Raw genomic sequence first — 20,476 nt, 5'->3', positions numbered from 1 at the left:
CGGGGGCGTCGGAACCAGCACCCGCCGCCGCGGGGTATTTCTTACGGTTTCATCGGTGGCATCGTGCGAGGCTTGCCGCCATTGAACGAAGCGATCCATTGCGCGAACGGCGCATCGTAGTTGCTGCCGATGCGGCTCATGTACGCCATGTAGTCGTCGTATTGCCCTTGGCGGAAGCGTCCGACGATGGTGTCGACGTCGCCCCGGTGCTGCTCGAACATGAAGCGTACGGCCATGTAGCCCCAGCTATAGGCGCGGTTGACGTAATCGGCCATGTCGTAGGTATTGCCGAATATCTGGCTTAGCGTGTATTGCCCGGTTTGGGCCGCGGCGATCGCCGGCTGATTGTCGTTCTTTTTGGATAGATATTCGGCCAAGCCCTCGATCCACCAGACGGTCGGTTTGCTGGTGCTCAACGCAAAGTCGCCATACATGTCGAAACGGCCGTCCAGGTAGTGGACATACTCGTGCGTCAAGTTCCAGATAACGAACTGCGGGCGCAGCCACGAGGCTTCGTAGGCGATGAAGCGTGCCTGGTTGTGCGGATCGGCCGGATTGCCCTCGACGTACATGCCGCCATTATTGACGTCGATGCCGTAAATCGCCGCCGCGTACTTGGCGTAATTGTCGTAATCGTCGAACACCGCCACTTCCAACGTTTTGTTATTGTCATTGGCCACCGGCAGATGGTTGGTCTTCAGCATCTGATGGAAGTATTTCTCTTCCTGCCCCATCAACTGGCACGCGGTCTTGAACTGCGGCGTGGTCATTTCCTGCGAGCGGATCTTGATGGTGCTGCTGCAAGTGTAGTCATGGGTCAACACGGCGTCGGCCAGCTTGTTTTGATAATTGCAGGTGCCGTAACTGGCGCAGTTGTCGTTGTCGTAATCGCGTACGGCCTCTGCCGCGGCGAGCCATAGATCATTGCCCGGGCCGGTCATGCCGCTTGCTGCCAAGAGTCCGCGCGCCTCGTCGGCCACATTCGATTTGATCGCCGGATACTGTAGAAAGCGCATGCTTTCGCGCGCGGCGTCGCCCAACAGCGCCTCGCTTTCCGTGCCGACGAGACCAGCGCGATTATTGACGGCGAACTGGTACAGCGCGGCGGAGTAGCTCGGGTCGGTCGATAGTGCCGACTGGCCGCGACCGTGCGCCATGAAAAAGTTGGTGAACACCGAGATCATGCCGCGCGCGACGGTGGATTCCCGCACGGACGTTGCCGCGCCGGGATTGTCCGCGCTCACGGTATAGCGCTGGACCAATTGTTTCATGTCGTCGAGGAAATCGAGCTCGGCATGACCATTGGAAATCAACAAGAGGACTTCCGCCGCCGTGGTCATGTCCTGGGCATTGGGCGCGAATAGCGCCGTGCCTTGTGCCAGCGCATGCAGATTAGGCTGCAGCGTTTGCCAGATATCGGCGGGAACCGCCGGTAACGAGCCCTGGGCGGCCAAGTAATAGCCCGCGCGCAGATAGAGCGTCAACATGACGAGCCGGGTGTTGCTCGCGTCATAGCGCTGCGCCTCGACGCTGAATTGGTTCGCTACGGCCGCCATGTTTGCCGGCTGATAAATGGTGCCCGCCAACGAGGAGGGCACGGAAAAGAGCGGGTACAGACACTCGCCATCCGGCTGTGCCATCAGATAACTGACCAAGTCGTCGCCGCGATGCGTTGCCAGCTGGTTCATGTCCTGGCATTGCGTGGTGACCAGGTGGCGAACCGGCGGGCGGTGCGGACGGCCGATGATGGTCGTGTTGTCCGGCAGCAGAAATTTTGCCTGATCGGTCGTCGGCGGACGCTTGACCCATAGGCGTGGCGGCGCCAAATGCTTGCCGTTGGCATGCATGGCGCTCTTGGGTTGAGGGACGGATTGGGCCGCGGTGGCGGGTAGGCACAGCGCGGCTAAAAACGAAAAGCCGAGGAGACGCAGCAGAGTCACGACGTAGTCCTTTCGGTACGGGAAGGACCATCCAGTCTAGGGATAATCGCCTTCGGCCAAACCGCCCCAACGGCCACAAACCGCCTGTCCGATGGGTGTGCGCGTCGCGTCGGCTATATTGAGTCAAGACGGGTCGAGGAGGGCGCGATGATGATGTATGGCTACCATGGCGCGGGTTGGGGGATGGGGCTAGGGTGGATCTTCATGCTGGTACTGTGGGGATTCGCCTTGTATGGCGTTGTGACGCTGATTCGCCGGTCAGCGCACGGGACGGGGGGCGAATCGGCGCTCGACATCCTGAATAAACGATTTGCGCGTGGAGAAATCGATCAGGAAGAGTATGAACGCAGGCGCCGCGCGATCGAGAGGTAAGGACCCGCACCGGGTCAATGGAAGCCGCGCCCGCCAACGAAGCGGACGCGGCGGCGGATTACTTCTGCACCGTCAGACGCACGGACATGCCAGCTTGGTAATGGCCCGGCACGTTGCAAGCAAAAATCACATCATGTTGGCGCATGCCCTTGAAGCGCCAGATCAGCGTCCTGGTTTCGCCTGGTTTGAGGCTGACGACATTGGGATCGTCGTGCGTCATGTTCGGCATTTGCATCATTTCCTGCTGATGCGCCTTTTGACCGGCTTCGTCGTCGATGCCGAATTCATGCAGCATGACGCCGGTATTGGTAATAATGAACTTCACCACATCGCCTTCGCGGATGTCCTGGCGGTCGAACACCAGGCGCATCTGATCGGTGGCTTGAACGTGAATGATTTTGGTGACTTCGGCGGCCTTGCCCGGGGAGCCGACCGTGAAATGACGCATCTCATGCGCCTGCACCGAAAGAGAGGCGGCCAAGAGCGCGCCAAAGAGAGCACTAACGATACGAGTCTTCATCGTGGGTTACCTGTCTGAATGAAAAATAACGGCGCGGGCGAAAGCGCGCGCGCTGGAAGGGCATTCAGACGGCGCGAGGCGGCCGTCTCGGCGGCGCCCAGGCCACGCCGGCCGGCAAAGGGTATGGGGCAAGCGGCCATCCGCCTCCGGTGGCGATCGGCGCCACCGAGGAGACATGCAGAAACACCGGGATGGCACAATGCTGATCGCAAGCCAGATCGCCGAGGAGATGATGCGTATCGCCCGCGCAAGCGCCCGCGACGGTCGCGCCGCGCTCGTGGCAATGCGCCGTCTGCGCCATCAAGGCAGCGGGAGAGGTCGCGGCCGCTGTGCCGCCGGCCAGCACGGCACGGATCGGCAACAGCAGCGCAAGAAAGAGGAAGGCGAGACGCAGGGCTTTCACGGCGACAGTGTAGCGGCAAACGCATTTGAAAGTATACCCGGAGGGGGCATTCCTTCCGGGTAGTCTACCGTCTGGCATCGCGCCGCTCGCGCCAGGAGACGATCACCACGTACAGTACCGGCACAAAGGCCACCGCCAGCACCGTGGAGGCCAGCATGCCGCTGAACACCGTCAAACCGATCGATACCCGCGCCGCCGCGCCGGCGCCTTTGGCCAGCACCAGCGGCGCCACCCCAAGGATGAAGGCGAACGAGGTCATCAAAATAGGCCTGAAACGCCGGCGCGACCCTTCGAGCGCGGCGTGTACCAAGTCATGCCCCTCATGGCGCATTTCCTGCGCCACCTCGACGATCAGAATGGCGTTTTTCGCCGAGAGCGCAATGAGCAGCACCAAACCGATCTGCACATAGATATTGTTGGCGAGGCCCACTACCCACAAGACGCTGACCGTACCAACCAGCGACATCGGCACCGCCAGGATGACCGGCACCGGCAGCCACCAGCTCTCGTACTGGCCCGCCAGCACCAGGTAAACCAGCAAGATGGCCAGGCCAAAGACCACAATCACCGAGCTGCCGACCAATTTCTCTTGGTAAGACAACGCGGTCCATTCGTAGCCGACGCCCTGCGGCAGCACCTCGGCCGCCACGTCCTCCATCGCCGCCAGCGCCTGACCGGAGCTGTAGCCCGGCGCCGCCGCGCCGTTGAGCGTGGCGGTCGGGTACATCTGATATTGCGGAATCAGCGCCGGGCCGGTGATCGGCCGGGCTGCCAGAAACGATCCCAGCGGCACCATTTCACCCTGATTGTTGCGTACCGTCAGCGCCGCGATCTGGTCGGTGCGAGCGCGGAACGATTGATCCGCCTGCACATAGATCGTGTAGTTCTGGCCGAATTTGGAAAACTGCCCGACATAAGCCGAACCTAAATAGCTCTGAAGAACGTCATAGACGTCGTTGACCGCCACGCCCAGCATTTCGGCCCGCGCCCGGTTCAATGTCAGCTGCAGCTGCGGCACCTGGGTACGGAGCGGCGTGAACGCCGCTTGAATTTCCGGCCTCGCCTTGGCCGCCGCGACGAGCCGGCGCGCGGCTTCGGCCAGCTTGTTCAGATCGCCGCTGCCGTCGGTCAGCTCCAATTGCATCTGGAAGCCGCCCGACATGCCGAGGCCGGGAATCGGCGGCGGCACCAGCACCAGCGGCTGGATATCCGGCACCGCGGCCAGCTGTCGATTCAGCTCGGCATACATCGTGCGCAGATCTTGTCCCTTATGTTTGGCGCGCTCATCCCAATCCTTGAGCGTCAGATATACCAGGCCCGCGTTGGCGAGCGACGCGTTGCCGTCGAGCGGGGAAATGCCGCCGATGGCGATGACATGTTCAACGCCAGGCAAGGCGCGGGCAATGCGCGTGACGTCGGCCAGCGCCTTGTCGGTGCGCTGAATCGATGCCGCGTCCGGCAGTTGCACCGCCACCATCAGGTAGCCTTGGTCCTCGGTCGGTATAAAACCGGTCGGCAGACGCGCCAGGCCGACGATGGCGAGCACGATCACGCCCGCCGCGACCAGCGCGCTGATCTTGCGCGCGGCCACCAGCCGCGCGACCAGGCGGGCATAGCGCTCTTCCAGCGGGAAATACAGCTTATCGAACGCGCGGAAGAACGCGTTTTTCGGCTTGCCCTGGGCATGCGCGCGCACATATTTGGCCGATTGGGTTGGTTTGAGCGTGATGGCGTTGATGCCGCTGATCAGCGCCGTGGCGGCGATCACCAGGGCGAACTGGCGGTACATCTGCCCGGTGATGCCGGGAATGAAGGCCGCCGGCAAAAACACCGACATCAACACCAGAGTGATGCCGATGATCGGTCCCATCAGCTCCTTCATGGCGATGACGGCGGCCTCGCGCGGCGCCTTGCCGGCTTCGACGTACTTGGCCACGCCTTCCACCACCACGATGGCATCGTCGACCACAATGCCGATACACAGCACCAAGGCGAACAAGGTCAGCAGGTTGATGGAAAACCCCATGGCCGCCATGGCTGCGAAGGCGCCGATGATGGTGATCGGCACCGTGGTCGCCGGCACCAGCGTGGCACGCCAGTCCTGCAAAAAGATGACGATCACCAACAGCACCAGCACCCCGGCTTCGTACAAGGTCTGATACACCTCGTCGATCGACGCCTTGACGAACACGGTAGTGTCGAACGGCACGTCGTAGCGCAGTCCGGGCGGGAAATCCTTGGCGAGCCGGGCCATTTCGGTCTTGACCGCCTGGGCGGTGGCCAACGCGTTGGCGTCAGGCAGTTGATAGATCGCCACCCCGGCCGCCGGCCGGCCGTCCAGCTTGAAGGTTTGGCCATAGTTTTGGCTGCCGAGCTCGATGCGCGCGACGTCGCGCAAGCGAGTGATGGCGCCGTTGCCATCGGTTTTGAGGATGATCCGGCCGAAATCCTCGGCGTCGTTGGGGGCGCCGGCCAGGTTGACCGTCAGTTGTTGTGCTTGGCCTGCGGGCGCCGGCGGCGCGCCAACTTGTCCGACGCTGATCGGCTGGCTTTGTTTGTTGAGCAGCGCGATCACGTTGGCCGGCACCAAGCCGCGCTGTTTCATCTGCTGCGGGTCGAGCCAGACGCGCATGCTGTATTGGCCAACGCCGAACACGTTGACGTCCGCCACGCCGGGCAACCGGGTTAGGCGGTCCTTCAGCCGCAGGCTGGCGAAATTACTGAGAAACAGCCCATCCATTTCAGGCCGGTCGGACGATAGGGTGACGATCTGCAGAATGCTGGTGGACTTTTTCTTGGTTACCACGCCTTGTTGCTGGACGGCATTGGGCAAGAGCGGTATGGCGGCGGCGACGCGGTTTTGCACCGCCACCTGCGCCTGGTCGGCATCGGTGCCGACGGCAAAGCTGACCGTCAGCGTGTAGCGGCCGTCGTTGGAGGAGGTCGACTGCATATAAAGCATGCCTTCGACGCCGTTGACCTGCTGCTCGATGGTCTGTGCCACCTGCTGCTGGACGGTCAGCGCGCTGGCGCCCGGGTAGCTGGTGGTGACTTGGACGGTCGGCGGCGTCAGCTGCGGATACTGCGACACCGGCAGGCCGAACACCGCCACGGCGCCGACCAGCACGATGATCCAGGCGATGACGTTGGCCAGGACCGGGCGCTCGATGAAGAACTTGGCGATCATTGGCTTGTGCTTCCTGTTTGAACGGCGACCTTCTGGCCATTGCCGATGCCGCTCAACCCCGCGATCACCACACGGTCCTGCGCCGCCAGACCTTGGGTGACTTCACGCGCCTGATCGATTTCCGCGCCCAATTTGACATCGCGACGCGCCACTTTCATGTCGTCGCCCAGCACGAACACATAGCTGCCGAGCTGATCGTTCAGAATGGCCGTGGCCGGCAACAGTAGCGCCGGATGCGGTTTGCTGATGGGGATGGTGACTTTGGCGTACAGACCCGGAATCAGGTGCAGGTCACGGTTTTCGAACGTGGCGCGCAGCGACAGCGTGCCGGTCGAGGCGCTCAGATTGTTGTCGATGAAGTCGAGCGTGCCGTGCGCCGACGCGGTCGCTTCGCCTTGCAGCGCCACGCCCACCTGGAGACTGCCGACGCCGGCCTTGGGGTCGCTGGCGCTCTGGCGGCCTTGCGCGGTGCGCAGGCGCAGCAGGTCGCGCTCATTGATGGAGAAGTTCACGTAGACCGGCCGCAAACGTTGCAGCGTGGCTAGCACCGTGCCGCCGGCGCTGGCGCCGACATAGTTGCCGACATCCACCGTGCGTTTGCCGATGACGCCATCGAACGGCGCGCGCACCGAGGCATAGTCGAGGTTGATTTGCGCCAGGCGCAGATTGGCTTCCGCCTGCTGCAGATTGGATTGCGCCGTCTCCACACTCGATTGCGCGGTGGCGTTCTCCTTCATCAACACCTGTTGGCGCTGGTACTCGGCCCGCGCTTGCTCAAGCTTCGCCTGATTGAGTTTGACTTCCTGCTGGTACGGTTCGGGTTCGATGACAAACAGCAGCTGCCCTTGTTTTACGATCTGACCTTCGGTAAACGGCGCAGATTGCAGATAGCCGCTGACGCGCGCGACCAGATTCACGGTGGCGGACGGCGCGACGGTACCGTCCAGATCGATCGTGTCGGTGATCTCGCGCGCTTGCGGCGATGCCGCCGCGACTTGCGGCAGCGGCGGCTCGGATGCGGCCGGCTTGCCGGAGCAGCCGAGGCAGGCAAGGGCGCCGAGCGTCAGGGCGAACAGGGTTCGAGACGTGAGCATCATGGTGCGGGCCTTTGGGAATGCGGTAGATCGAGCGCGTCGCCCCAATCGGTGCGCGCGCGCATTTGCCGGGTGATGTCGTCGGGCAGCGAGGCCGAGAGCGAGCCGTCCCAGCCGCCGCCGAGCGCGCGGTAGGCGGAGACGAATGACTGCAGCAGGTTGCCTTCAGCTTGGGCTAGACCGTCCTCGACTTGCAATTGCGCCTGATTGGCCGTGGTGACGGTGGTGAAGTCGCTTTCGCCGGCCTTGTAACGTTCGAGCGCCAGCGCCGCACTGCGCCGCGCGGCGTCGCGCGCGTCATGCAGACTCTGGCGCGCGGCGCGGTTGCCGCCGATCGCCGAGAGCGCGTCCTCGACTTGCTGCTGGGCGGTCAACACCTGATTCTGATAATTGAGCACCGCTTGCTGAAAGGCGGCATCCTCGACGCGCACCTGATCGACCAGTTGGCCGTGATTGAATATCGGCAGCAAAAAGCCCGCGCTCGCGCTCGTGACCGGGTTATGCCACTTGAACAGATCGCTGAGATGATTGCCGCCGCTATCGGAGGATTGATAACCGAAACTGCCGCCGAGCGAGAACGACGGGAATAGCGCGGCCTTGGCTTGGCCGATGCGCGCCGACTGGGCGATGGCCGCGTATTCGGCCTGCAGGACGTCGGGCCGGCGCTGCAGCAAGTCGCGCGGAATGCCGCTCGGAACCCCAGCGGGCACCGTCGGCGCGGCCGTCGGCGCGGCCGTCGGCGCGGCAAATTGGCGCTGATAGTAATCGGGGGTTTGTCCCAATAGCACCGACAGCGCATGCTCGCTTTGCTCCAGCGCGGCGCGCAGCGTCGGGATGTTGGCTTGCGTCTGCTCGTACAGCACCTGCGCCTGGCGCAAGTCCTGCTCGCTGGAGGCGCCGGCACGGAAGCGGGCGTTGGCGATGCGCAGGTTTTCCGCCTGCTGCGTCAGGTTGTCGTTGGCCACCTGTAGCCGTTGTTCGAGTGTGCGCACATTGAAATACACCGTGGCGATATCGGCTTCGAGCGCGACCATCGCCGCCTGATACGCGGCCACGGTCGACAGCCAGCTGGCCTCGGCGCTTTGCTCGCCGCGTCGTGCCGCCCCCCAAAGATCGGGCTCCCACGACGCTTGCAGGCTCAACTGCTGTGTGGTGCTGCCGCCGGTCTTGCCCTGCAACTGGTTGGCCAAGTCCGGTTTGCTGTAACTGCGGCTCAGCGACAGCTGCACTGTCGGCCATTCGCCGCTCTGGGCGATGCCCAATTGAGCCTGCGCCTGCGCGATGCGCACTGCGGCGCTTTGCAGGGTGGGGCTGTTGTCGCGGCCAGTCTGCAGTAGCGCCGTCAGGCGTGGATCGGCGAATTGGCGCCACCAGTCCGATAGCGGCTGCTGATCGGCGGGCCCGGCGCCGGACTGCCACGTTTCCTGCAACTGGAGGGGAGGGCGTTGATAATCCGGCCCGACGGCGCAGGCGGATAGCGCCAGGGTCACGGCCATGGCGAAGGGGATAGCAGGCGAAGAGCGGTGCGACAGGGGAGGCTTCGATCTATTTTTCATATCAACCCCTCATTGTTTGTACCTATATAGATCATTTGGTTAAGAAATTCATAAAGCATAGCGAACAGGCCGGGTGTTCATTATTATGAAACCAGCTCAGTTTTTGAACTCGCTTTTTGCCCGGGAAGGCTTGTGATGGCGGGTAATGAACAACCCATTGATTTGATGTTGAAAAGCCCAAAGCAGCAACGCGCCAAGCTGACGGTGCGGCTGATTTTCGAGTCGACGGCTCAGATAATTTTGCGCGAGGGCATCGATCGCCTGACCACCAACCGTATCGCCGAAGTCGCCGGATTCAGCGTCGGCACCTTATATCAGTACTTCCGTAACAAGGAGGCCATTCTGCTGGCGATGGTCTCGCACGAAAAGGATTTGATGATTGCCGAGCTCGACGCGCTGTTTGCCCGCACCGAGGGTCAGACGTTATCGGAGAGGGTGACGGCGCTGGTCGATTTTTTGATGCAAACGTTCTACCAGCGTCGCGCCATTCGCCGCACGATCGCACGCGCCATCTTCTCGCAGCAGCCGCTGCCGAGCCTTTACAGTGTTATCGCCGCCGTGGAAAACCATCTCGCCGCGTTGTTCATGGCGAGCCAAACCGACGGCATGCGCCCCTTGACCCCGGTGGCCGCCTATGTCGCCTCGCGCGGCCTGATCGGCACGTTGCGCGCAGGCATTCTGGAGCAGTCGCCCTGGGCCGGCACCGAAGCGCTGCGCGCCGAGTTGCGGCGCATGATGATGGCCATACTTTCCGCCGATTGAAAGCCTTTTTATATCAGCGGCATGCCGGCGCCGTACCGGCTGCGGGGCGGCTACGCCTGGGGCGCCGGCGCGGTGATGGCGGTTACCGTCGGCTTTGGCGTGTTTACCGGCGTGGCCGGCATCGTCTCCTAGCGCTCATCAAGATTGATACGCCAAGCCATGGCACGATCGGGCCAGGTGTCATCTCTTTGGGTTACGCCAATATCACCTTTAAAACCAATGAATTACCCCTGCCGCGTTGCTTCGACAGCCACGCGGCGCGTGGCTAGGCTGTGGGCACCTAAATCTAGTCACTGTACCCCGTCGGCCAGCGCATGGCCGATCGTGCTGTTTCGCCGGGGAGGCTGCGGGGAAACCGTAAGGTCCCGGCGCTTGTAGTGACTAGAGCGTAGGTCAGCCTCCCGCCCCTGATTGGGCGGGCTTCCTTCTTCCTTTTCAAGGAGATGCCCTATGGCGACCGAGCTCTTACACCCGCAACTGTCCATGCTGTATTCCCGTCTACTGCGCATGCGCCAATCCGGCAACGAGCTGTTGCTGGCTTCCGGCCTGGACGAACTGTTGCCGCTATTGGATTGCACGCTGGCCGTGCTGCCGCAGCTCGACCGTGTCGCGCGCGATCTGTCCAACGCCGCCGGCATGCTGCAGGCAACGCATGATCTGTTGGCCAGTGCCGGCGAACAACGCGTGGCGGCCACGGACGTATGCACGTTGCTGTCGGTGCCGTCGGCGGCGTTGCGCCAACAGGCGGAGCGCGTGACGGGGTTGTTGTCCACGCCGACGCTGCACTAAGAACTTGCTTGAGGTTAGGGCCGTGTCAGGGCAGGGCGCGGCTTTTTGCTGGCTTTTTCACGTTTGTTAATTTACCTGAACAGGTATAAATTACACTATGACTGATAAAGAAAAGCCGCTCGAATGGATCGCGAGTAGCTACAAAGACCTGATGGCACTACCTGCCGATGTACGTCAACGTTTCGGCTATGCGCTGTCTTTGGCACAGATGGGCGACCAAGATGACGCGGCAAAGGTACTCAAGGGTTTCGGTGGCGCTGGCGTACTAGAGGTTATCGAGGATAGTGCCGGCGGCACATACCGGGCCGTTTATACAGTGAAGTTCGCAGAAGCGGTGTTCGTTCTGCATTGCTTCCAGAAAAAGAGCAAGCGTGGAATCGCTACGCCAAAGGCAGATATGCATATCATCCGTGCTCGACTGAAGGTTGCCGAGGCGTTGGTACAGGAGCAACGAAATGCAAAAGCGTGTGATTGAAGACGTCGAGGTGCTGCGCAGCTCTGGCAATGTCTTTGCTGACCTTGGGCTGCCCGATGCAGAAAAACTCAAGATCAAGACTGGCTTGGCGGTTGAAATCAGGAAGGCCATGCGCGCCCTCGGTTTGACGCAACAGGAGGCGGCCAGGCAAATGGGAATCCCTCAGCCCAAAGTGTCCGGCATGATGCGAGGGGATTTTACCAATTTATCAGAACGCAAGCTGATGGATTGCTTGAATCGCCTCGGTTACGACATCGAAATCAAGGTGCGACCAGCCGCCGAGCCGGTAGGGCATCTGACACTCACGACCACCTAGCCAGGAATGAGATCAGAATCAGGCGAGGGTATTGACGATGCCGCCGGTGGTCAGTGCACTGGCAGCGTCGCCTGCGAGTGAGGGGTTGTTTTGCAGTACCGAGGACCAGGCGCTATTGAGCGTGGCGGGCGTGCTGCCGAGCGTGGCGCTCAACAAGCCGCTGGTGGTGCCGGAGACATCGCCCAGGGTGGCGCTGATCACGCCTTGGTCGGTCGATTGCTGTGCGCTGGTGCCGCTGGTGGACAGCAAGCTGCCTTGCAGCGTGCCGGCGGCGGAGAGATTGTTCAACAGCCCAGCGGCGTTGTAGAGCGACGCATCGCTGCTTTGCCCGCCAGTAAGCAACACCACGTCGTTGGCTTGCGCCGACAACTGGGCCGCCTCGGTGGCCATCGATGCCGTGGCGCCGCTATTGACCAGCGACGGCTGCGTGCCGCCGTTCTGGTATGCGCTCAGTGCCAGCGTTTGCTGGGCGATTTGGCTGATGGTGGACATGAACGATCTCTAATGAAAACAAGTCACTAAATTGAGTGTAGCCGTTTATCGTAGGTGTCTGGCGATTCTTGAGTGAAAAAAACGGCTGAGCTTCCTACCAAAACTGCCGATCCGGCAACGCCAGGTTGAATTCGCCTCGGCAAAAGTCAGCGGCATGCGCATGCGCTCGGGGCGATATCAAACGAAGCAAGGTCACTTTGCCGGCGGCATCGCCACGAATAGCGCCTAGGGTGCCATTGCCGACAACGACCAGATCGCGCGCCGGTTGCCAGCCGCGCCGGACATAAAACGGCACCAGCGCCGGATCGCAAGTAAATAGTCCCAGATCGACATCGCTGGCCAGCAACCAGCGCGTCGCCTTGCTCACCACGCCGGCGCCGAGGCCGAGACGACGATGCGCGGGGTCGCTGCACACGCAGCTCAGTCCGGCAATGCGCCAGTCGGCCGAGGCATGCCGTGCGGTCTTGTGCAAAATGGCGGCGTAGGCAAGCAGACGGCCGTCGACGCGCGCAAAAAAGGAATGGGGGCGTAAATCGAGACGGTGCACCGGCGTCAGCGTGAGGGTGCGCGGCGGTTCGGCTGGCGGCCAGACGCGATTGAGCAGGTCGTCGATTTCAAACCATAACGCCGGGCTCGCGTTGGCGTAATCTTCTTGGCAGTAGTGGATCATCCGCGCAAGTGTATCGCAATATCGCATGGCGAGTTACTTTAGTTCGTATAATACATATTATGTCAAATACGACAAACGCCAGGTGCAGTGTACCGAGGTGCTCAAATAAGAAGGCGGAAGTGTAAAAACTCCCGCCTTCTTGTGCTTGCTGTATCCCTGCCGCTGTCTTTTCTTTCGATCGACGAAGGCGGTGCAACGCTGCAGCTGTTGCGCGGCCTTGGCCACGGGATTGATACGCTGCTGTTTTTTCTGCATAAAAACACTCCGTTACGGTTCGTTTTGAATCGATGCGCATGCTATGCCGATTGGCTTGCGCTGTCCACACCGCCGTTTGTCTCGGCATCGACCACGCGCCCTATGGCGAACACCGAGACGCTCATAGACTGACTGCTTTCACTTCTGGCGAAAGGAGTCAACCATGCCGCACGTCCACCTCCCTCCAGGCATGCAACGCGTCCGCGAGATGCAAAACATCACGGAGTACCGGTTGGCCAACGGTCTGCAATGCCTGCTGCTGCCCTACTCCTCCGCGCCCACCTTCATATCGCTTTGCTATCGCGTCGGTTCCCGGCACGAAAACTACGGTGAGACCGGCATGGCGCATCTACTCGAACATATGGTCTTCAAAGGATCGCCTCGGCTTGGCGGCAATCTGTTGGCCGAGCTGGAGCAACGCGCCTGCGATCTGAATGCCAGGACCTCGGTGGACAGTACCCAGTATCACGCGGTGTTCGCCGACAATCACACGCTGGCCGACAACCAGACCTATTTCCTGTCCTGGTTGGCCGATACCCTGCGCCAGCAAAGTTTCATCGCCCAGCATCACTTGGATGGCGAAAAAATCGTCGTGCGCAACGAGATGGAGATGCGTGCCGATCAGCCGATGCGCGCGCTGTTGTACGAAGTCGGCGCCGCCATGTTCAAGTGGCACAACTACGGCAACGACGTTTCCGGCGCGCGCAGCGATATAGAGCACGCAGAACTCCAACGCCTGAAAGCGTTTTATCTGCGCCATTACCGCCCCGATAACGCCACGTTGATCATCGCCGGGCACTTCGACCGGGACTTTCTGCTCAACACCATCCATGCGCAATTTGGTGCCATCAAAACGTCCGAACCCGCTGTCGCGCCGACAAGTACGGTCGAGCCGCCGCAACAAGGCGAGCGCCAAGTGATACTGCGAGGCGTAGGCGGAGATGCGGCATTGCTTGCGGCATATCGTGCGCCGAGCGCCATTCACGCCGACGTGGCCGCGACAATGCTGGTGGAGACGATCATGGCTTGGCGTTTACGCAAGGCGTTGTCCGGACAGATCGACGACTTTTTGGATACCTCCATGCATTTTGCCGAAGGGGGGCTGGCGGCATTCCTTGCCGTGCTGTCGACATCGGCGGATAGCGAACGCGCCACGGGAAACCTCTTGTCGACACTGGAGTCGGCCGAGCCGATTTCCCGCGCCGAGTTTCAGTTGGCGCGGGATGTTTGGTTGAACGATTGGACGCAGCGCACGCGGCGTCCCGACTTGATTGGGCACGCGCTGACCGATGCGTCCGCGCTCGGGGATTGGCGCTGGCATTTCTTGCTCCATGACCGCGTCTTGGCGACAACATTGGCGGATGTGCAGGACGTTGCGCAAAGCCTGCTGCGCGCGCCAAACCGCACCCTCGGCCATTACATCCCCGCCGCGCAGGCGCCGCTGGCCTGGCCGCTAGCGGGAATCGGCCTTGACGCGCAACTAGCGGATTATCAGTGCCTTTGGCGTCCGTCCGATGCGGGGGGCGAGCAGCCCATACCGAGCCAAGCACAAGCGGAGGCTCTGGCGGCGCGCGGCATGTTGGACAATGGGATGCGCTATGCCCTGCTGGCATGCTCCGAGGGTGCGGCGGCGGTATTGACGCTGCGTTTTGGCGATCTTGCCTCTCTCTACGGTCAACACCTGTTCGCGCATGTCCTGGCACAAATGATCGAGCGCGCGGACATCAAACCGTCAGGCGGGAAATGCCGCGCCACAGTGATGTCGGCGATGCAACTTCGCATTGAAGTCGAGGCAAAGTCCGCCGATGCGCTCTTTCAGGCATTGCGTCGCATAGCAACGTTGTTGCGTGGCGGCACGGAGATGTCCCCAGGACTATTTGAACGTATTCGCAGCCGTTTGCTGACGCCGGAGCGGCGTATTCAAAGTGAAGCGATGCCGGAGTTCGGCCTTCTGCCCTACCCGCCCGAGCATCCCTTGCATCCACCTAGCGCGGCGCGGCTCGCCAATGAAGCCGAGGCGTTGGATTTTTCGTTTCTTCGTGCCATGATGCATACCCTGCTGGGTGCGGACGCGGCCGACATTGCCGCGTGCGGTGATTTTAACGTCGACGAGGCAATGCAAATGCTGGCCACGAGCTTCGGCGCCTGGCGCGCCGTTCGACCCTATCTTCCCATTCCGTATACACCGACGCTTAGCGTGGCGGGCTACCGGCGCGTATCGGCCAGGCCGGGTTACCGCAACGCCAGTATGACGGTGCTGCTGCCTTTGCCGCTTGGCCAAGAGGATGCCGATTATCCCGCGCTATGCATGGCCAGCCGGCTGCTGTCCACCTCCGCCAGCTCGCGGCTATGGCAGCGCCTGCGCGAACAGGACGCGCTGACCTACGGCACCCACGGCAGCGTCAAACTACGGCCGGCCGGCTATGCGCTATGGCAATCGCGCACCACTTTCGCGCCGCAAAACCAGGCGCGCGTGGAGCGGGCATTCGATGAGGAACTGCTGCGGGCGCACGAGGGCGGGTTCGAGTCGGAGGAGCTTGCCAAAGCCCAGCAAAGCTATACCAACCTTCGTTGGAAGCGCGATTGGACCCGGCGGCAGATGCCGGCAAGCGATTGTCTGGAGGCGGCGCGTTGGCTGGCGGGCATTGAGGGCGAAGGGGTTTTACGCTTGCAGGATTTCGACAACCTGCTCGCGCTGTCGCTCGCCGAGGTGAACGACGCATTGCGCAGACATCTGGTTCCAGACCGCATGGCGCGCATCCTGGCCGGCGATTTCTGATCGAGCGCGATGCGCGCAATGATAATGATTTTCATATAGGCAGGCTTGGCATTCGCCAGTATAGTGCCTCTATCGTGATTGCATAACATAGAGAGGCGCTTTTTGAGCAAGGATGACAAGCCTGGCCGCATTGCCCCCTACTCCCGCGCGGCGGGTGGCTGGGATGCCATCCGGTTTTCCGCTGCCAGCCTACGACAGGAGCAGGTGGCGCTCGGCAACCTGAAAGCCTTTTTCAAGCAAAACCAGCCGAGCGGTTTTGATTGCCCGGGCTGCGCCTGGCCGGAACGCGCCCATCCCAATCGTTTCGAATTTTGTGAAAATGGCGTCAAAGCGGTGGCGGCCGAAATCACGAGCCGGGTGGTAACGGCAGACTTTTTTGCCCGTCATACGGTAACCGAACTCATGCGTCAATCCGACTTCGAACTGGAGCAGCACGGGCGCTTGACCGAACCGATGTGTTACGACGCGAAGAGCGACACCTACCGTCCCATCGATTGGGATGCCGCCATGGCTTTGATCGCCGCGCATTTGCAGGCACTGCCCCATCCGGATCAAGCGGCTTTTTACGCTTCCGGCCGTACCAGCAACGAAGCGGCCTACCTGCTGCAATTATTTGTCCGTCTCTTCGGCACCAACAATTTCCCCGACTGTTCGAATATGTGCCACGAAGCCACCAGCCGCGGCCTCCCCGGTACGGTCGGCATCGGTAAAGGCACGGTCACGCTCGAGGACTTCGAGCTGGCCGACGCCATTCTGATCTTTGGTCAGAACCCCGGCACCAATCACCCGCGGATGCTGGGCGAATTGCGCGAGGCAGCGCGGCGCGGCGCGACCATCGTATCGATCAACCCGCTGCGCGAACGGGGGCTGGAGCGTTTTTCCAATCCTCAGCATCCTGGCGAGGTGCTGGCGGGCAGTAGCATGGCGCTATCCTCGTTGTTTATCCGCCCCCATCCAGGAGGCGATTTCGCGCTGATCAAGGCGATGGCCAAGCGGGTGATCGAGCTGGACGATGTCGCGCGCGTGGCCGGCCATGAGCGCGTGCTGGATACTGCATTTATCGCCACCCACACCACCGGCTTCGAGGCGTTTGCCAGCGACGTGCGCGGGGAAAACTGGGCAACGCTCGTCGAGGAAAGCGGCGTGCGCCGCGAGGAAATCGAACAGCTGACACAGATTTTCGTGCAATCGCGCGCGACCATCGTTACCTGGGGCATGGGCATCACCCAGCACCGCCACTCGGTGGCGACGATCCAAATGCTGTCCAACCTGATGATGTTGCGCGGCCAAATCGGCCGGCCAGGCGCCGGGCTCTGCCCGGTGAGGGGGCATTCCAACGTACAGGGCAACCGTTCGGTCGGCATCGAGGAGCGGCCGACGGCTGCTTTCCTCGACAGGTTGGAGCAGGTCTACGGTTTCAATCCGCCTCGGCGACACGGTCTTGACGTGGTGGCGACCATCCAGGCCATGCTGGCAGGCAAAGTGAAAGTATTCATCGGTCTGGGCGGCAATTTCGTCATGGCCGCGCCGGACACGCCGCGCACCTTCGATGCCATGCGGCGTTGCGCCTTGACGGTGCAAATCACCACAAAACTCAATCGCAGTCATCTGGTGCATGGCGCCGAGGCGCTGATTTTGCCCACGCTGGGACGCAGCGAGATCGATGTGCAAAACGGCGTGGCGCAAAGCGTTTCGGTTGAGGACTCGATGAGCATGGTGCATCTGTCGCGCGGTTTCAAACCGCCCGCCTCGCCGCGTCTCTTATCGGAAGTGGCGATTATCGCGCGGCTGGCCGAGGCTACGGTGGGTAGCAGCCTAGTCGATTGGCGACAGCTCGCCGGCGACTATGCGGTGATTCGCGACCATATCGGCCGCGTGTTCGATGTCTTTGCAGACTATAACCGCCGGGTAGCGGCGCCCGGCGGCTTCCACTTGGGGGTCGCCTCGCGCGATCGCGTATGGAAAACCGAATCGGGCAAGGCGCAATTCGTCGTCCAGCCACTCGATCTGGATACGCCGATCCACCGTGCCCGGCGAGAGCACGGCGAACAAGCGCTGACCCTGATGACCATGCGCGCACACGATCAATACAACACCACGATCTATGCGCTCGACGACCGCTATCGCGGTGTCTATGGCCAGCGGGATGTGGTGTTCGCCAGCCGGCAGGACATCGACCGGCTGGGCTTGACGCCAGGGGATCGGGTCGACTTATCCACGATATGGGATGACGGCATCGAACGCACCGTGCATGGCTTTCTCTTGGTGGAATACGACATTCCACCAGGCAGCCTGGCCGCCTACTTCCCGGAGGCCAATCCGCTGGTGCCGCTCGACAGCGTCGGCGTATTGAGCAACACGCCGACGTCGAAGTCGATTCCCGTGCGAATGTATCGCGCCGATACGACCAACGATTGAGTCGACAATGAAACAGCCCGATTGGCATCGCCAATCGGGCTGTTTCGATAAACCGCTACGTCAGCTTACGCCGCCATGTGATAGGCTTGACGCACCCCCACGCCCAGCGATCTGCGCGCTTGGGAAATCAGCGACTCGCAGCGGGCATGTTCATCCTGCTGGGAGAGGAATTTAACGGCTTCGTCCGCCACCACATCGCGTTGGTTGTCGACGGTGATCAGATGGTAGCAATCGTCGAGCACCACCTTGCGGGTATAGGCCGAGCCCAAGTGCCGCTCAAGGTAATCGGCATTGCGCACACTGGCGACTTCGTCCTCTTGTGCGTGCAGGATCAGCGCGGGCGCGCTGATGAGCGGCAGGCGCTTCTTGGTGGCGCGAATCAAACGACGCATTTCCAACACGCTGGTGGCCGGCGTGCGGTCATAGAACGTCTTCGATTTTTGCGCCATGGCATTGGCCACGCGGCGGCGCACGGTCGGATTCTTGACCCCGTAGTTGCCGCCCTCTTTATAAGACCAGACGTGCTTCAGCGGCGTGTACAGCACCAGCGGCAACAAGAAGCTGTACCAAGGCATCGAATAGCCATCGTAGGCCAGCGTGGTGGACATGGCGATCACCGAGGCGACGCGCTCACCCTTCTGCGACGCCAGATAGAGCGAAAGCACGGACCCCATGCACAGGCCGGACACGGAAACGCGTGCATAGCGTTTGGACAGCTGCTCGAAATGCGCCTCAGCCGTACGATACCAATCCTGCCAAGCCGTGTTGGCCAAATCGCGCACCGAAGTCTGATGTCCGGGCAAAATCGGCACACGCACGGTATAGCCGCAGCGGTTCAAGTGCTTGGCGACAAACATCACCTCGGTGGCGGAGCCAGACAGGCCATGCAACAACAATACCGCATGGCGTCCCCCTTCCAGGTGGATGCAATCTTCGGCTTGAACCGGTTCGTTAGTATGCGAAGTCATATGACTTTTAAATACATTAGTTAAATGTTGCAGCAAATATACGTGGGAAAATTTCACACGTCAACGGTTTTCTTAATCAATGTACACAATAAGACACACATTTTAACACCACATTAATGCCAATAGCATAACGACCGTGGAATTGTCTTGCCTCAAGGGCTTATGCTGTACAGCCGGACAGGGGGACGTAAAATAGGGTTTTGCACTCATCGCCTCCGCCATGTCGCTCCGTCACGCCTATTTCCTGCTTGCCGCCCCGCTGATTCTTACCGCTTGCGCCAGCGCCCCAACCCCGGCCCCCAGCGCCTCCGCGCCGGTTGCCGCACCACTGCCCGCCTCCGCCCCGGCGGTGGAACCCGCCCCCGTGCCGGTACAGCCCGCCGTGACGCCGCCGCCGGCACCCAGCCGCCCCACCACGCCGCCCCAGCCGAACTACAACAACCCGCAAGCCGGACGGGCGTTGCTCGATACCCTGCTGCCACGCGGTATTCCGTCGCGTAAAGCCTGGTCCGACAACGTTTTCGCAGCGTTTACCCAACTAAAGATTCCTTATGCGCCGCAGTATTTCTGCGCGGTACTGGCCGTGGCGCAGCAAGAGTCGGATTTCAATCCCGACCCGCCGGTGCCTAACCTATCCGCCATCGTTTGGAAGGAAATTGACGACCACCGCAAGAAGTACATGATTCCGCAGTTCGTCATTGACGCGGCCATGCTCAAAACCTCGCCGGACGGGCACAGCTACAAGGAGCGGGTAAACAGCCTGCGCACCAAGCGGCAGATGAACCAGCTGTACGAGGACATGGTGCGGGAGCTGCCTTATGGGCAACAGATGTTGCAGGACAAAAACCCGATTCGCGATGGCGGTCCGATGCAGGTGAGCGTGGCGTTCGCGCAAACGCAGATCCGCGCGTGGCCCTATCCGTACAGCTACGGCAACCTGCGCGACGAAGTATTCAGCCTGCGTGGCAGCGTGTATTTCGGCACGGCCATCCTGTTGCAATACGCCGCGCCGTACGATCAGATGATCTATCGCTTCGCCGATTACAATGCCGGCCGCTACAGCAGTCGCAATGCCGCCTTCCAGGCTGCGGTGGCGCGTCTTGCCGGGCGCAAGTTGGCGCTCGACGGCGATTTGATGCTGTACAAGAACAAGATGGACCGCATCTTCTCCGGCCAGCCGAGCGAAACCCAGACGGCGCTCATGGCGATGACCGGCCGGTTGCAGATGAGCGGCGGCGACATTGTACGCGACTTGAAGCAGGAAAAACTGTCGACCTTCGAGCAGACCGTGCTCTATCAACGCGTGTTCGCCGCCGCCGACCGGTTGGCGGGCCGCCGCGTGCCGCGCGAGATGATTCCGCAAATCGTGCTCGTCAGTCCGAAATTCACGCACCGACTGACAACCGAATGGTTCGCCACGCGCGTGAACGACCATTACCGCCAGTGCATGGCGCGCGGCGGCTTCAAAGCGGATTAAGCG

Annotated in this window: 18 protein-coding genes; 8 read left to right on the top strand and 10 right to left on the bottom strand. The window is 61.4% G+C overall.

Translation table 11 applies throughout. The annotated features are described in order from the left end of the window. Nucleotides 1-41: 41 nt before the first annotated feature. Nucleotides 42-1,940 (bottom strand): collagenase, encoded by a 1,899-nt coding sequence (locus JOZ06_RS05300; protein WP_293229606.1) that lies wholly within the window; start codon nucleotides 1,938-1,940, stop codon nucleotides 42-44. A gap of 147 nt (nucleotides 1,941-2,087) precedes the next feature. On the opposite strand from JOZ06_RS05300, the gene JOZ06_RS05295 reads away from it, so the two are divergent. Beyond that, entirely contained in the window at nucleotides 2,088-2,312 is a 225-nt protein-coding gene (locus tag JOZ06_RS05295) for an SHOCT domain-containing protein (protein WP_293229603.1), read from the top strand. Between the two features lie 58 nt (nucleotides 2,313-2,370). On the opposite strand, the gene JOZ06_RS05290 is transcribed toward JOZ06_RS05295, so the two are convergent. From JOZ06_RS05290 to JOZ06_RS05270, 5 genes are all read right to left on the bottom strand, one after another. Continuing rightward, entirely contained in the window at nucleotides 2,371-2,832 is a 462-nt protein-coding gene (locus tag JOZ06_RS05290) for a hypothetical protein (RefSeq protein WP_293229601.1), read from the bottom strand. A gap of 64 nt (nucleotides 2,833-2,896) precedes the next feature. Then, nucleotides 2,897-3,235, bottom strand: coding sequence for a hypothetical protein (locus JOZ06_RS05285; RefSeq protein WP_293229599.1), 339 nt, complete (start codon nucleotides 3,233-3,235; stop codon nucleotides 2,897-2,899). A gap of 64 nt (nucleotides 3,236-3,299) precedes the next feature. Next, nucleotides 3,300-6,422, bottom strand: coding sequence for an efflux RND transporter permease subunit (locus JOZ06_RS05280; protein WP_293229597.1), 3,123 nt, complete (start codon nucleotides 6,420-6,422; stop codon nucleotides 3,300-3,302). After that, nucleotides 6,419-7,519: an efflux RND transporter periplasmic adaptor subunit gene (locus JOZ06_RS05275; protein ID WP_293229594.1), complete on the bottom strand. Its 1,101-nt coding sequence runs from the start codon at nucleotides 7,517-7,519 to the stop codon at nucleotides 6,419-6,421. The genes JOZ06_RS05280 and JOZ06_RS05275 overlap by 4 nt, the downstream gene beginning before the upstream one ends. Beyond that, nucleotides 7,516-9,072 carry an efflux transporter outer membrane subunit gene (locus tag JOZ06_RS05270; protein WP_293229592.1) on the bottom strand — a complete coding sequence of 519 codons (1,557 nt, stop codon included), beginning with the start codon at nucleotides 9,070-9,072 and terminating at the stop codon, nucleotides 7,516-7,518. Before JOZ06_RS05270 ends, JOZ06_RS05275 begins: the two co-directional genes overlap by 4 nt. Nucleotides 9,073-9,237: 165 nt before the next feature. Between JOZ06_RS05270 and JOZ06_RS05265 the strand changes: the two genes are divergently transcribed. The 4 genes from JOZ06_RS05265 (at nucleotide 9,238) to JOZ06_RS05250 (ending at nucleotide 11,414) form a co-directional block, all read left to right on the top strand. After that, complete coding sequence (locus JOZ06_RS05265) at nucleotides 9,238-9,834, top strand: TetR/AcrR family transcriptional regulator (RefSeq protein WP_293229589.1); 597 nt, start codon at nucleotides 9,238-9,240, stop codon at nucleotides 9,832-9,834. A gap of 450 nt (nucleotides 9,835-10,284) precedes the next feature. After that, a complete protein-coding gene (locus tag JOZ06_RS05260) occupies nucleotides 10,285-10,623 on the top strand; it encodes a hypothetical protein (protein WP_293229586.1) in 339 nt (112 codons plus the stop codon). A gap of 97 nt (nucleotides 10,624-10,720) precedes the next feature. Further along, nucleotides 10,721-11,098: a type II toxin-antitoxin system RelE/ParE family toxin gene (locus JOZ06_RS05255; protein ID WP_293229583.1), complete on the top strand. Its 378-nt coding sequence runs from the start codon at nucleotides 10,721-10,723 to the stop codon at nucleotides 11,096-11,098. Continuing rightward, nucleotides 11,079-11,414, top strand: a complete 336-nt coding sequence (locus tag JOZ06_RS05250; RefSeq protein WP_293229580.1) for a helix-turn-helix transcriptional regulator — start codon at nucleotides 11,079-11,081, stop codon at nucleotides 11,412-11,414. The genes JOZ06_RS05255 and JOZ06_RS05250 overlap by 20 nt, the downstream gene beginning before the upstream one ends. Nucleotides 11,415-11,432: 18 nt before the next feature. Here the strand turns inward: JOZ06_RS05250 and JOZ06_RS05245 are convergent, their stop codons facing one another. The 3 genes from JOZ06_RS05245 to JOZ06_RS05235 form a co-directional block, all read right to left on the bottom strand. After that, on the bottom strand, nucleotides 11,433-11,906 hold the full coding sequence (locus JOZ06_RS05245) for a hypothetical protein (protein ID WP_293229577.1): 474 nt from the start codon (nucleotides 11,904-11,906) through the stop codon (nucleotides 11,433-11,435). A 94-nt stretch (nucleotides 11,907-12,000) separates the two neighbouring features. Continuing rightward, nucleotides 12,001-12,603, bottom strand: coding sequence for a GNAT family N-acetyltransferase (locus tag JOZ06_RS05240; protein ID WP_293229575.1), 603 nt, complete (start codon nucleotides 12,601-12,603; stop codon nucleotides 12,001-12,003). Between the two features lie 30 nt (nucleotides 12,604-12,633). Next, nucleotides 12,634-12,831, bottom strand: coding sequence for a hypothetical protein (locus JOZ06_RS05235; protein WP_293229572.1), 198 nt, complete (start codon nucleotides 12,829-12,831; stop codon nucleotides 12,634-12,636). Between the two features lie 163 nt (nucleotides 12,832-12,994). On the opposite strand from JOZ06_RS05235, the gene JOZ06_RS05230 reads away from it, so the two are divergent. After that, nucleotides 12,995-15,610, top strand: coding sequence for a M16 family metallopeptidase (locus JOZ06_RS05230; RefSeq protein WP_293229569.1), 2,616 nt, complete (start codon nucleotides 12,995-12,997; stop codon nucleotides 15,608-15,610). A gap of 102 nt (nucleotides 15,611-15,712) precedes the next feature. Beyond that, nucleotides 15,713-18,028, top strand: coding sequence for an FdhF/YdeP family oxidoreductase (locus tag JOZ06_RS05225; protein WP_293229566.1), 2,316 nt, complete (start codon nucleotides 15,713-15,715; stop codon nucleotides 18,026-18,028). A 65-nt stretch (nucleotides 18,029-18,093) separates the two neighbouring features. Here the strand turns inward: JOZ06_RS05225 and JOZ06_RS05220 are convergent, their stop codons facing one another. After that, nucleotides 18,094-18,996, bottom strand: a complete 903-nt coding sequence (locus JOZ06_RS05220) for an alpha/beta fold hydrolase (protein WP_293229563.1) — start codon at nucleotides 18,994-18,996, stop codon at nucleotides 18,094-18,096. A gap of 220 nt (nucleotides 18,997-19,216) precedes the next feature. Here JOZ06_RS05220 and JOZ06_RS05215 point away from each other — a divergent pair, with 220 nt between their 5' ends. Further along, nucleotides 19,217-20,473, top strand: coding sequence for a DUF1615 domain-containing protein (locus tag JOZ06_RS05215; RefSeq protein ID WP_293229561.1), 1,257 nt, complete (start codon nucleotides 19,217-19,219; stop codon nucleotides 20,471-20,473). The last annotated feature ends 3 nt before the right edge of the window (nucleotides 20,474-20,476 follow it).

The sequence above is a fragment of the Paludibacterium sp. genome (genome assembly GCF_019232825.1).
In the GTDB taxonomy this organism is placed as follows: Bacteria; Pseudomonadota; Gammaproteobacteria; order Burkholderiales; family Chromobacteriaceae; genus Paludibacterium.
Note: the sequence above shows the minus strand (reverse complement) of the source record. Positions and strands in the feature narration are given on the sequence as shown.